The organism is Tumidithrix helvetica PCC 7403 (genome assembly GCF_965232925.1).
GTDB lineage: Bacteria > Cyanobacteriota > Cyanobacteriia > Pseudanabaenales > Pseudanabaenaceae > Tumidithrix > Tumidithrix helvetica.
Window position 1 is genome coordinate 45032 of the sequence record NZ_CBDDRA010000034.1, and the last position, 11939, is coordinate 56970.

Annotated in this window: 14 protein-coding genes; 4 read left to right on the top strand and 10 right to left on the bottom strand. The window is 44.9% G+C overall.

Annotated elements, in window-relative coordinates:
* Positions 1 to 7 precede the first annotated feature (7 nt).
* From ACP2WE_RS22705 to ACP2WE_RS22715, 3 genes are all read right to left on the bottom strand, one after another.
* The coding region (locus ACP2WE_RS22705) for a DUF2330 domain-containing protein (RefSeq protein WP_425217805.1) at positions 8 to 548 on the bottom strand (541 nt) is incomplete at its 3' end.
* A 152-nt stretch (positions 549 to 700) separates the two neighbouring features.
* Entirely contained in the window at positions 701 to 2119 is a 1419-nt protein-coding gene (locus tag ACP2WE_RS22710) for a DUF2330 domain-containing protein (RefSeq protein WP_425217806.1), read from the bottom strand.
* Positions 2120 to 2528: 409 nt separating this feature from the next.
* A complete protein-coding gene (locus ACP2WE_RS22715; RefSeq protein ID WP_425217807.1) occupies positions 2529 to 3479 on the bottom strand; it encodes an RnfABCDGE type electron transport complex subunit D in 951 nt (316 codons plus the stop codon).
* 163 nt (positions 3480 to 3642) lie between these two features.
* On the opposite strand from ACP2WE_RS22715, the gene proB reads away from it, so the two are divergent.
* The 3 genes from proB (at position 3643) to msrB (ending at position 6013) form a co-directional block, all read left to right on the top strand.
* Positions 3643 to 4779: a glutamate 5-kinase gene (gene proB / locus ACP2WE_RS22720; protein WP_425217808.1), complete on the top strand. Its 1137-nt coding sequence runs from the start codon at positions 3643 to 3645 to the stop codon at positions 4777 to 4779.
* A gap of 168 nt (positions 4780 to 4947) precedes the next feature.
* The gene (locus tag ACP2WE_RS22725; RefSeq protein WP_425217809.1) at positions 4948 to 5334 is read left to right on the top strand and encodes a hypothetical protein; all 387 of its coding nucleotides are present in this window, start codon (positions 4948 to 4950) and stop codon (positions 5332 to 5334) included.
* 163 nt (positions 5335 to 5497) lie between these two features.
* Complete coding sequence (gene msrB / locus ACP2WE_RS22730; RefSeq protein WP_425217810.1) at positions 5498 to 6013, top strand: peptide-methionine (R)-S-oxide reductase MsrB; 516 nt, start codon at positions 5498 to 5500, stop codon at positions 6011 to 6013.
* A 105-nt stretch (positions 6014 to 6118) separates the two neighbouring features.
* On the opposite strand, the gene ACP2WE_RS22735 is transcribed toward msrB, so the two are convergent.
* The 7 genes from ACP2WE_RS22735 to ACP2WE_RS22765 all read right to left on the bottom strand — a co-directional run bounded on the left by ACP2WE_RS22735 (position 6119) and on the right by ACP2WE_RS22765 (position 10808).
* Positions 6119 to 6874, bottom strand: a complete 756-nt coding sequence (locus ACP2WE_RS22735; protein WP_425217811.1) for a molybdopterin-dependent oxidoreductase — start codon at positions 6872 to 6874, stop codon at positions 6119 to 6121.
* Between the two features lie 50 nt (positions 6875 to 6924).
* Positions 6925 to 7509 carry a cytochrome b/b6 domain-containing protein gene (locus ACP2WE_RS22740; RefSeq protein ID WP_425217812.1) on the bottom strand — a complete coding sequence of 195 codons (585 nt, stop codon included), beginning with the start codon at positions 7507 to 7509 and terminating at the stop codon, positions 6925 to 6927.
* A 100-nt stretch (positions 7510 to 7609) separates the two neighbouring features.
* Positions 7610 to 8299 (bottom strand): cytochrome c biogenesis CcdA family protein, encoded by a 690-nt coding sequence (locus tag ACP2WE_RS22745; protein WP_425217813.1) that lies wholly within the window; start codon positions 8297 to 8299, stop codon positions 7610 to 7612.
* A 3-nt stretch (positions 8300 to 8302) separates the two neighbouring features.
* On the bottom strand, positions 8303 to 8926 hold the full coding sequence (locus ACP2WE_RS22750) for a thioredoxin family protein (protein ID WP_425217814.1): 624 nt from the start codon (positions 8924 to 8926) through the stop codon (positions 8303 to 8305).
* Positions 8927 to 9071: 145 nt separating this feature from the next.
* Entirely contained in the window at positions 9072 to 9464 is a 393-nt protein-coding gene (locus ACP2WE_RS22755) for a hypothetical protein (RefSeq protein WP_425217815.1), read from the bottom strand.
* 541 nt (positions 9465 to 10005) lie between these two features.
* A complete protein-coding gene (locus ACP2WE_RS22760) occupies positions 10006 to 10155 on the bottom strand; it encodes a hypothetical protein (protein WP_425217816.1) in 150 nt (49 codons plus the stop codon).
* Positions 10156 to 10370: 215 nt separating this feature from the next.
* Positions 10371 to 10808 carry a Spy/CpxP family protein refolding chaperone gene (locus ACP2WE_RS22765; RefSeq protein ID WP_425217817.1) on the bottom strand — a complete coding sequence of 146 codons (438 nt, stop codon included), beginning with the start codon at positions 10806 to 10808 and terminating at the stop codon, positions 10371 to 10373.
* 332 nt (positions 10809 to 11140) lie between these two features.
* On the opposite strand from ACP2WE_RS22765, the gene aroH reads away from it, so the two are divergent.
* Positions 11141 to 11524: a chorismate mutase gene (gene aroH, locus ACP2WE_RS22770; RefSeq protein WP_425217818.1), complete on the top strand. Its 384-nt coding sequence runs from the start codon at positions 11141 to 11143 to the stop codon at positions 11522 to 11524.
* Positions 11525 to 11939 lie beyond the last annotated feature (415 nt).

Sequence of the window (11939 nt, forward strand, 5' to 3'; positions counted from 1 at the left end):
CCCTCNNGAATGCGATAGCCATTATCTACGAGCCATGTTTGCAATCCATCGGATTCCTCTGCGCTAAGGATGAGAATGTCATACTCACCTACCGTAAATTGCGCTTCGATCGTTACGCCGAGTTCGTTTCTTCTTCTTGAATCCCCACCAAATCCACGAGTAGTTGGAGATGGGATAGCACTTAATCCTGGGGCGCGATTGTAGACAGCACAAGGGTCGGAGTCAAAGTATTCTACCAAACGCGGTGCGCTAAAGGCATCGAGTCGCTCGATAATTTTGGACTCGCCAATCCGAACTTGCTCCTGTTTAAGCACAGTGGGTACGGGAACGACCAGCGCGAAGTCTTTCATATCGCCCTGATAGTCATTTGCCATTGTGAGAATCGTGCGATCGCCGTCTCGTGCAATCACCACCTGCGAAGCTTTGTTATAGAGACTGGCATCCGCTTTTGCCACATAAAAACCACAAAAGGCTAAAACAGAAGGGGTAAAGCTTAAAAGCAGAATACTAGAGAGAATTAAGCCTATGAGAATTCGTAGGGGTTTCATGGTTATTAGTTTTCAGTTATCAGTTTTCAGTTGTTAAGATCGTCTAGCAAAAAAGGTATCCTTATCGGTATATTGTCTTGAAAAGCAAGGAATTCAAAAGCTGATAGCTTCTGTCTAACTGACAACTTCTTTACCGACAACTGAAAACCAGTTTACGTATTCACAAATCGAATCAAGATATCTTGCCACCAGTCCTCAAAGCTGCTCCATAAAGTCTTAGAAGAGTTTGTGGAAGTCGGTGTGAACACTTCAACGAGATTCATTTTTTTGCGAATATCGCTAATCTGCCAGCCCGTGAGCTTCGATAATGTCTGTGCTTCACCTTCAAATCGCTTCGGTAGGGATTTTTTGTATTGCAGCCCAGCTTCGCATTTTGTATCGCCCGTAAACGGGTGGTTCATTACATAACGACCTTGGAATTGCTCGCGATTTGTGGTTTCCTTAAACATCAAATCTTCAGGGAACTTGTCGCGGGTGTAACGAACGTGGATGCGCGAAATAAACACACCACCAGAATTAGGTCGGGGTCTTCGACCTCTTGGCATGATTTGAGGTTGAGAAGTGTCACTAGGTGAATCCAGCCAAAATACGCCAGCTTGCCTGAGTTCTTCTGGTGTGAGCGGATCTGCCGAACAAGGGTCGCAACTACTCATATCCCATGCATATTCCAGAAATGCGACCTTGCGATTTTCGCGATCGTAAGAGGTCTGGAACATCGATTTATAGAAATTGGCAAATTCACCTTTGACATAGGTTGGAATATTATCGCCAGAGGGAATTTTGACCATGCGATAGTTGGTTAAATCGGCTTGACCTTTGGGTGACAAAACGTAAATCAGTAAATCTTGATCGGCTTGCGCGTTCACCATTCCCAATCGAATTGGTAACATAAATCGAGGGGATTCAAATGCCATCATAATTGGGCGGAGGAACTGAGAACCAGTTTTTTGCTGTTCTTTGAGATTCACTTTTGCTACGAAAAATTTCATTTTCTGGAGAATGTAAGGCTGCAATAGATCCTTTGCGCCTTTGGGGATGCGATAGCCATTTTCGGTTAGCCAAGATTCCAGTCCGTCCGATTCTTCGGCACTGAGAATGAGAATGTCATATTCACCCACAGTAAACTGCTCTTCAATTGTCACGCCTTGGCTCTGTCGCCGCCTAGAGACATCAGCACTTGCCGAAGGAGCTGCTTTCATCACTCTATCTTCAGATTGGTACGTCCTAACCATGCAAGGATCGGAGTCAAAATATTCCACCAAACGCGGCGCACTAAAGGCATCGAGTCGCTGGATCACTTTTGATTCGCCAATGCGAACTTGTTCTTGTTTGAGTACGACTGGAACGGGAACTACCAAAGCGAAATCTTTCATCTCCCCTTGGTAGTCATTTGACATCGTGAGAATTGTGCGATCGCCATCGCGGGCAATCACCACCTGAGAGGCTTTGTTATAGAGACTGGCGTCAGCTTTGGCAACATAAAAGCCACAAAAGGCAAGGGCTGTGGGCGTGAAACTAAAAAGAAGGAAGCCAGTCAGAATAAGGCTGATGAGAATACGTAAGGGTTTCATATTGAGTCAGAGATCGATAGATTCTGGGCAATAGATTTTGGGCAATGGATTCTGGGCAAAGGAATGGGGCTTAAGAGAGTGTTTGAGAAGCCTAGTATCTTGTATAAATTTCTACTTTTACCCCCCTTAATCCCCCCTTAGCAAGGGGGGAAACTTAAATCCTCCCCCTACCCTGCTACCGTGTACACAGAAGAAATTTGTCTTCGTTTTAATCGATCTAGTCCCCTAAATCCCCCAATTCTGGGGGGCTTTAAGAATCCTTCCCCAGAATTGGGGGCTAGGGGGCAATTAACCTTTGATTTAATTAGGTTTGACGACTTGTGTGGACACCGTAGCCCTATCTTGCGGGAAGTCGCTTCGTGGCTAGAGCAAGGGGGAGATAGAGGGGGTAAAACTTCTCAAACACGCACTAAGAACGCGCGATCGCTAATTCTGGTCGTCGAGGCGACCATGAGAATTTAGAGCCCGACCAAATCCGATCGCAAAGCAAGGTCAAAGGTGACAGAGCAAATAGTGCATAGAACATGGCATCTGCGATGTAAAACTGATTGCGTAATACGAAGGTGAGAACTGCGATCGCCACTGCCCAAACAATCCGACCAATACGGGCATTGGGAATTGAGCGCGGATCGGTAACCATGAAGAGGGCAAATAGCAACAACGAACCACTCATGAGACGATGGGCGAGCACATCCAACGTCCACCCCAACCAGAGGTTACGAACTCCCTCTAAGAGTGCATAAGCTCCTAAAAAAGTAATACTGGTGTCCCAGCGTCCCACGCGCTTTAGAATCAAAGCACCCAACCCGAGGAATAGCAAAGCATACCAACTATCATCGCCCCACTGCCCAGGAGATACCCAAGCATGTTCGCCTAAGCTCAGTGCCGCCACAATGCCAAAATTGGCGGGGTTAAACCAGTGCTTTCCATCTAAGCGAAAGATAAACTTGCTGATAATTGCCAGAAAAGCAGCCACAGCCATCGTCACATAACTATCAGAGCGTAAAAGCAAACATAGTCCCAAGGCTGTAATCGTGGCACTCCGCAAACTCCCTAGGTTTTGGAGATGGGAAAAATAAGCAGGGTTAGGAATATTTAAAGGAAATTTACCTAATTGCCCTTGTGGCATAGACTTCGGTGAGGTCGCCTGCGTGAATAAAACCGCCAGTGCTTGAGTTAGCCAGCAAACACCGAATACCAATAACATCAGATCGGGGTGTAGCGTCCAATCTCTAGTGCTCACACCCAAGATCAGAAAAAGTGATAAAAATAAGATTTGATAGTCTCGTGCGTCTTGAGGGAGCCTAATTTTCGATAGGATTTTGGGTAGGGCAAACTTAGGTAGCGTTAGTGGCAACATGATTCCTGACCTCACAGTAGGAGAATTTCTAACTGGCTGGGTAAAACTAAGATAAATAGCAAAGAAATTTTGACCCAATCTAACTGTTCAATATAGCGGCTCGATTATCGTTAGACTTAACTGTTGCATTTTCTGTAACAAACTAAAAAATTTGGTTTTATTCATGCAAACGCAAACCATCGTCATCAAAATTGGTACTTCTAGCCTCACCAAACCTGAAACTGGGGATTTACATATCGCTGCGATCGCTCGACTGGTCGAGGTCATTACCCAACTGCGTCGCCAAGAACATCGGGTGGTTTTAGTATCTTCTGGGGCAGTGGGTGTTGGTTGTGCCAGATTGGGGATGAAGGGACGACCAACTCATATTGCGCTCAAGCAAGCCGTAGCAGCGGTGGGGCAGGGACGATTAATGCGGATTTATGACGATTTTTTTGGCACATTAAATCAACCTGTCGCGCAGGTTTTACTGACTCGGGCAAATCTAATTCAGCGGCAACATTACATTAACGTGCATTCCACCTTTACGGAACTGCTGAATTTAGGGGTTGTCCCAATCGTGAATGAGAACGATACGGTGGCAGTGGACGAACTCAAGTTTGGCGATAACGATACGCTCTCATCCTTAGTGGCAAGTTTGATCGAAGCCGATTGGCTATTTTTGCTCACCGATGTCGATCGCCTCTATTCTGCTGACCCTCGCCAAGATATAGACGCTAAACCGATTGAGTTTGTGGAGTCCGATCAGTTACCCGATTTAATTCAGGTGTTAAATGAAGCCTCTGCTGAAAATCAAACTGCAAAAGGCGGAACGGAATGGGGCACGGGTGGCATGAATACAAAGCTGTCAGCAGCTCGCATTGCCGCAGCCGCAGGGGTAAAGACCGTCATTACCAAAGGGGATGCCCCCGATAGTATTTTGCGGATTCTAGAAGGAGAGAATATTGGCACGCAATTTGCCGCGCAACCCCGCACCGTAAATGCAAGGAAGCGCTGGATTGCCTATGGTATGGTTCCATTGGGCAAGATTTTTCTAGATGATGGTGCAGTGAAAGCGGTGATGAATTTAGGGCGATCGCTCTTACCCGCAGGCATCACCAAAGTGGAAGGAAAATTTGACGCTCAAGATGCGATCGGACTGTGCGATTCCGAAGGGAAAGAAATTGCCCGAGGGATCGCGAACTATAGTAGTAACGAAATCGAACGGATCTTAGGCTATCAGTCTGAAGACATCCCGCGCCTATTGGGCTTTGAAGGCGAAGATACGGTCGTGCATCGCGATAACTTGGTGTTGTCCTAAATATGTTTGGATAGTCGTTTTGTTCTCAGCTTCCATCGTTAAGTCAGGAGGGATTGTGGCTTATGTCGGCACGAGGCGATCGCAAGCAAACCTCATTTTCATCCAATTTGAGACCTAGCTCGTAATAGTAATGAAAAGACAAAACTGCGATCGATAGGAAAAATCACGATGAAACTAACCTCAATTTTGGCAAGTGCGATTTTGGCAGGTTCTGTAATGACTGCCGTACAGGTTCCTTTTAGCCTTTCTAACTCTCTTTCGCAGGCAGTTGCTGAAACAATAGCTGTGTCTGACGATATAGCTAACTTGACTCCTCAACGAAAGATTGATAACCTCAGCGAAGTTAAGGGCAAGAAAGCCAGTGGCTATCTGATGCGGAGTTATTTTGCTGGCGATCTAGAGCCCATTGGCATTCAACCAGGTGGTGCTGGCATGGTGGTTAACTTCTACAACAAAGCTGGAAATATCACGGTTTCTTATTGCTCGACCTATGATGTCGTCGTCGCAGTCAAGTCAGGCAAAATCGCCAAGTTCGCCGCAGCCGAAGTGAAGTAAGGAATACTCTAAAGTCCTCGCCCCCTCATTTATCTCTGTATCGCTTTCGAGCAGGGGCAATTCATAAATTGCCCCTGCTCGAAAGAATGGGGAGGGTGCTATTGCTGTTTTTTCTGTATATGCTTGCCCCCATAAATATCAACACAGCCTTATAATTAAAATCATGAAGAAACGTAGATTTCTCTTAGCGGGTACGGCAGCCGTTAGTGTTGTTTTGTTATCTCGCTTTCAATCTAAAAATTCTGAAAACCAAAATTCTGAAAACATAGGAACAGCCGTGGCAGCAGATACATTTGAAATCACAAAAACTGAAGCAGAGTGGAAGCAAATCCTTACACCCGAGCAGTTTCGCGTACTCCGCAAGCATGGAACCGAGCGGGCTCATACTAGTCCCCTTGATAAAGAATATGGAAAGGGTACTTTTATGTGTGCGGGCTGTGACTTGCCTTTATTCTCATCAACTACGAAATTTGATAGTGGTACGGGTTGGCCGAGTTTTTATGCCCCCCTTGACGGTGCGATCGGAACTACAACCGATAAGTCCCTGTTCATGACCCGCGTTGAAGTTCACTGCAAACGCTGTGGAGGTCATCTTGGGCATGTATTTGATGATGGACCTAACCCCACTGGACTACGTTACTGCATGAATGGGGTCTCACTGAAATTCATTCCTAGCTAGGAATTCAGATTGCAGCTAATAAGAATTGTTCGATCGCTCTTCTATCAGGAGCGATCGAACAGGCAAATTGCAGCTTTGGGAATTTCTGTAGAGCTTTTGGACTAGTTAAAGTCCAGCAAACCATTCATAGCCTTCATCGACCCAATATCCCTTACGAGAAGGCAGCTCGTTCGTAAAAGTAATGCGCGTCACCCATTTTGATTGTTTGTAGCCCAATTTGATCGGAGAAGCCAGACGTAAAGGCGCACCATTTTCAACGGATAAGGCTTGACCGTTCTTTTGATAGGCAAGGAGGGTTTGTGGATGCAATGCAGAGGCGATATCCCAGCTCTCATAATATTTATCGCCAGACTCAAAATAGACGTAACGCGCTCCAGATTTTGGTTGGACTAACCTCGCCAAATCGTATAAACGCACTCCCCCCCATTGCACGATAGCCGACCAACCCTCCACGCAAATGTGGCGGATTACCATAGAGATCAATGGCATGGCTTGCAACCCAGTCATACTCAATTGCAAAGGATGGGCTACTTCACCATCAACGATTAATTTAAAAGTTTTAGGATCGATCTGTGGTGTTGTGTCATAGGTATTCACCAACAAAGCATTGGGTTCGATCGCACTCATGGGATACTCAGGTGCTGGGGTTTGCGATTTAAACAGCAATTCCTCGATGCTTTGGTTAAGTGGTTCAAAGGTGTTTCTAACGTTATCGGTTTGTGAGTGGAGGGGTGCAAAGATTGAAGTAAATTTATCCGATGGACTACAACTTCCCAATGCCAAGCCCATCCCCGTTAGACCCGTATAGTACAGTAACTGACGACGAGAGAAGCGACGATGTATGGGGCGATCGAATTGCATTTTAATGACCTCTATAAAAACTCGATGGAATGGCTTGATATTTATTCTTCCTAAATAAACATGGAGCGAATCATTTTGAGCCCGCCCACTCGAAACGATAAGAAAATATGGGTAATTGTAAAGATCAGCACGATCGGAATGGTCAAGAAGTGAGCCACGCGGAGATTTTGCCAGCTTCCAAACAAGCTTGAAACCCAAGCGAACTGGACTGGCTTATACATGCACAAACCCGATAGAATCGCGATTAAGAGAATTGGGATAATTGCGGTGTAAGCAATGCGATGCCAAGCGTAGGTTTTGCGTTTGGGATTTGTTGCCTGAAGTGCTTGGATATCTTTGTCAGAAGCGAAACGATGTTTCCAGCGTCGTGTCAGAAAAATATAGATACCATAGATGAGAAGGGTCATAGAAAACAACCACATGGCGGCGAAATGCCAGTTTCGTCCAGCACCGAGCCATCCTCCCAGTAACATGAATTTAGGGAAATGCCATCCCTCTCGCCCACCAAAGACTGGATTGGCATTATAAATCTGAAGACCGCTTGCAGTCATCAAGATCAGGGCGATGATGTTCAGCGAATGGAATATTTTGATAAATATCGCCTGTTTGGGTGCGGGAGAAGGTTTCTTGCTCATAAAAACTAGTTCTTGTAATAATTACATGGAGACTTTGTGCGGTTTTGGAGGTGGATTTGATAACTCCGAATTCTTGAAAATTTACTAGAGCATGAAAAGATTATAGAGGTAAGGGTGGAAATAATGGAGCCAACCAAAGTTGAACCTGTACATCCCAACCAAGAAGAATTGCGATCGCGGTAAGAGCGATCAGCAGTCCGCCAATTTTTTGCAAAAGCTGACTGTGCGATCGCCATCGAACGAAGGAGCTACTAAAGTAACGACTGGCATAGGCAATCAGCAACATCGGCAATCCTGCCCCTAAGCCATAGACGAGCAGCAAAACAAAAGCGCTAAGAATATCGTGCTTGGCGGCGGCTAAAATTAAGATACTGCCTAGTACGGGCCCCGCACAGGGAGTCCATAACAGCCCCAATTGCGTTCCTAACGAGAATTCACCAATTAAACCGATGCGAGTAGGTTCCCTCAGCTTGATTTTTGGTAATTTACTTTGTAAAAAGTAGCTCCACTTTGGGAAAATCGCTAAGCAGCCTAAACTCAGTAGAACTGCGATCGCCACAATCCGAATAAAATTTGCGAACCCTGAGATCCAATTACTCGCAACTCCTAGCAAACTACCTGCGATCGCAAAGCCTGCAATTAAACCAGCTACCAAAGCTAGGGGCCCATAGAGATGGGTAGAGAGCGATCGCCCGATGACGATTGGCAAAATTGGCAAAACACAGGGTGAAAATGCTGTCAGCAAACCACCCAAAAACGCCAAAGCGATCGACAAAAGATCGAGTGTCATCTTTTAACCCAGTAGCTGTTGAATCATCTGCTCGGTTCTGTCATAAGCTCCTTCGCCAATATGGTCGTATCGGATAATTCCTTGGCGATCTGCAAGAAAAAGATGCGGCCAGTATTGGTTTTTGTATGCGTTCCAAGTTTTAAACTCGTTATCGATCGGGACTGGGTAGGTAATGCCATGTTTCTGCATGGCATCTTTGATATTGTTCGCTTCTTTCTCAAAGGCAAACTCAGGAGTATGCACGCCGATAATTCTCAATCCTTTTGAGGCATACTGTTTGTGCCATTTTGTGATGTAGGGCAGAGTCCGCTGACAATTAATGCAGGAAAAAGTCCAGAACTGCACCAAAACAACACTGCCTTGTAAATCTTTCACCGTCATGGGTTGGGAATTTAGCCATTGAGAAATCCCCTGAAATTCTGGTAGTTGGATTCCACCCGAAGAAGTTGCCACTTTGGTATCCTCAACATTTGTGTTGGTGCGATCGCGTTCCGTACCCGTTGCTTTTATAGGTTCTGTGGGGGCTGTTGTAGCCCCAAATTGGGCGGCACAGGCGGCGCTACTCATGCCTAATGCCCCCAATCCCAAATAAGTTAAAAATTTTCGTCGTTGCCAAATTTTGTTCATGGACTGATTTCTGGATCGCTCAGGCGATCTCTGGGGTAATTTTGCAGGAGGGTATATTTCTCCTAGGCTGTGAGCGGAGAAAACGAATGGAAAGTTAGCCCCTTTAGCGTAAGGGGCATGGCTGTAACGAAGGAATTAGAGGGATCTATGGTTTCTTCATCGCATCACCATCTTTCTTCATGGCATCACCATCTTTCTTCATGGCATCACCATCTTTCTTCATGGCATCTGCTGGTTTCATCGCGTCGCCATCTTTCTTCATTGCGTCGCCATCTTTCTTCATCGCATCACCATCTTTCTTCATCGCATCACCATCTTTCTTCATCGCATCTGCTGGTTTCATCGCGTCGGCTGGTTTAGCTGTAGAGGCGGCAGGTGTTGAAGGAGTTGAGTTAACAGTGGGAGCACCCGTCGAACAGGATACGAGTCCAACTGTCATCGACAAACCAACAATTAATCCAAGGGTTTTCAAATTCATCATCGTCTGCTCGCTTAATATAGGGATAAGTTGAGAGGAACCAATAAATAGCTCGCTCAAATTAAGTACGAACGACTTTTCGATTTGGATGAATTATACTAAGCTAATACCATTTTCAAAAAGTAATGCGACACATTGTTTTTGAAAGACCGCGCGGAGCGCAGAACTCAAACCTCGATCTGTTGCAAATTCAAGTGAAATTGGTATAACTTCCACAAATCCCTGCCAAAATTGTGTCTGCACAGTGTTTAATCACCAGAGATTATTTTATACAAGCAAGGTAATTGCTCAACCCTGACTCCATCCCTACTGGTGCTTCGGCTATTTGTTCCTGTCCACAATTTTCGCATTTACAACCATATCTTTCTACTCTGGTCACGATTGGTTTGATTGGTGGAATGTCGATTTTGTCATACCGTTCCATCAGTGTCTGTATCGATCCTGCGATCTCTTTCCCACATCCTGTACAGCTTTTTACGGTTGCTTTAATGATTTGGTCTGGATTCTCACTTAATTGACGACCGCCGCCTTCTCTTCCTATGCTTCCTGCCCGTTTTGTTTCTTTCTCTTGCTCTTCGCTCTTTACATCTGCTTTGAATCCCTAGGTGGGCGGCAAGCTTGAGTTTCTTGAGGTTTTCTTTGGCTTCTTTTCTAACTGCCGTCGTATTTTTTGCGGTTCTTCCCATAGCTCTACTATCAAGGCATCTTTCGCTGCCTCTGTTTGCTGTTTTAAGTCGGGAAGTTCTTTCATGCTTTTACTCTACCAGTTTTGGCGTTTTTGTCAATTTCCGTGGGTTGAGCAATTACAATTTGAGATTTAATGAAGTTGAGATTGAGAAAGTTTTAACGTTTTTCTATCACCTATAACAGAAATCAGTTTCTATATCTCTTCCTAATTCGATCGGCGATCGCTTACACAATTCTTTGGGATTCGTATCATGCAAGGATGCGAATCCCAAAAAGAGATTACTTACGGCGGTGTTCGGCTCTCATTTGTGCGAGTTGAGCCTTTTGCTCGGGTGTCAAAATTGCCAGGCTTTGTTCTTTAGAACTCTTGCGAATGTCACGGATTTTCTGCTTTTGTTCAGTTGTGAGATTTAGCGATTTCCATGCCCCCTTACGATCGCCTGATTGAATTGCCGCAGCAAGTTTAGCGCGTTGATCGTCAGTCAAAACGGATTGCATCTGTTGTTTGGTGTTTTCATGCAACGTCTTGAGCTGTTGTTTTTGAGCGTCAGTGAGGTTGAGCTGTTTCCATGCATCACCTCGATGATGCTTCTGTGTTGTAGTCTGAGAGCTAGGTATGGAAGAAGATTGAGCCGCGACAATACTAGGAATAGCTACTGCCCCTAGCGTTAATGATAAAACTGCGATCGCCAAACCCCGATTTAGATTAAGAAACATAGTGTAAATTCCTTGTTGGAACGTGTGTGAGTGCTTACGTTCGTTTAGACAGAAGCAAGCGATCGAAAGGTTCATTTTTTTTGTAACTTCTTCAAATCCTATCTTGGCTACTCAGATCGCACCTGCTTTCATTCAAAGAACCAGGAAAAATATAGGGGATTGCCCCTAACTAAATTGAGCTTGAATTTTTGACAGGCTGCTTAAGCGTCAACTTTCGTTCAGGAATTAGAAAAAATATCTACAAAATGCATGTAGCGATCGCATTAAGTGCTACACCAAATATAATGATCGAGGTCGATTGTGGTCATTTGAGTTAGGAATGGTGTAAGAACGTGGGTTGGCGAGTGCGTGGTGTTCGTGGTGCCACAACAGTGGAAGACAATACGATGGCGTCAGTACAGAAAGCTGTACTTGAGCTAATGACAGCGATCGAAGTTCATAACAACCTCGATCCGCATGAGATCGTTAGTGTAACTTTTTCAGTTACGCCTGATATTGATGTGGTGTTTCCCGCCCAGATCGCGCGATCGCGTCCCAATTGGGAGCATGTACCCTTACTTGACGTACAGCAGATGGTTGTAAAAGGTGGTTTACCACGCTGTATTCGCGTACTTTTGCATATCAACACGACCCAAGAGCAAGATGAGATTCAGCATGTTTATTTAAATGGGGCAAGAAATTTACGCCCAGATTTAAACTGCGCTGAGTTGAAATAGTAAATCGGTCAAGCTGAAATTAATTTCACCCTTATGTGGGCAAGTATATTCATTGCGAAAATGGCTGCACCCAATTCAGCAGTTTCAAATTCAAAAAGTAGCGAAATCTACAGATACAAGTAACTAGATAGATGTAAAGCTTAAAATATAGCGAAAATGATAATCCCAGCCAGTCAAGGCTACCAACAATCTTATTCTTTAGTGTTTTTTTGGATTTTCTACAAGAAGGAATATAGGACTTACGCATTGACGAAAATAGTGAGATATGTAGTTACTTTAGTTTGGACTAATCGGCAGCAAGGCAAGAGCAACAGAAAGGCACGAGAAAATAGAGCAAGAAATTGCAAAGGCTAAGTCAAGCTCAAACATGAAAAGAGAATTAGAAGCTAAATGGCAATTGACACAGATTGCATAG

Excerpts from the sequence above, each read along its gene's own strand:
- ACP2WE_RS22710 (WP_425217806.1), bottom strand. The coding sequence starts at position 2,119 with ATGAAACCCTTACGTATTCTCATCAGCCTTATTCTGACTGGCTTCCTT.
- ACP2WE_RS22715 (WP_425217807.1), bottom strand. The coding sequence starts at position 3,479 with ATGTTGCCACTAACGCTACCTAAGTTTGCCCTACCCAAAATCCTATCG.
- proB (WP_425217808.1), top strand. The coding sequence starts at position 3,643 with ATGCAAACGCAAACCATCGTCATCAAAATTGGTACTTCTAGCCTCACC.
- ACP2WE_RS22725 (WP_425217809.1), top strand. The coding sequence starts at position 4,948 with ATGAAACTAACCTCAATTTTGGCAAGTGCGATTTTGGCAGGTTCTGTA.
- msrB (WP_425217810.1), top strand. The coding sequence starts at position 5,498 with ATGAAGAAACGTAGATTTCTCTTAGCGGGTACGGCAGCCGTTAGTGTT.
- ACP2WE_RS22735 (WP_425217811.1), bottom strand. The coding sequence starts at position 6,874 with ATGCAATTCGATCGCCCCATACATCGTCGCTTCTCTCGTCGTCAGTTA.
- ACP2WE_RS22740 (WP_425217812.1), bottom strand. The coding sequence starts at position 7,509 with ATGAGCAAGAAACCTTCTCCCGCACCCAAACAGGCGATATTTATCAAA.
- ACP2WE_RS22745 (WP_425217813.1), bottom strand. The coding sequence starts at position 8,299 with ATGACACTCGATCTTTTGTCGATCGCTTTGGCGTTTTTGGGTGGTTTG.
- ACP2WE_RS22750 (WP_425217814.1), bottom strand. The coding sequence starts at position 8,926 with ATGAACAAAATTTGGCAACGACGAAAATTTTTAACTTATTTGGGATTG.
- ACP2WE_RS22760 (WP_425217816.1), bottom strand. The coding sequence starts at position 10,155 with ATGAAAGAACTTCCCGACTTAAAACAGCAAACAGAGGCAGCGAAAGAT.
- ACP2WE_RS22765 (WP_425217817.1), bottom strand. The coding sequence starts at position 10,808 with ATGTTTCTTAATCTAAATCGGGGTTTGGCGATCGCAGTTTTATCATTA.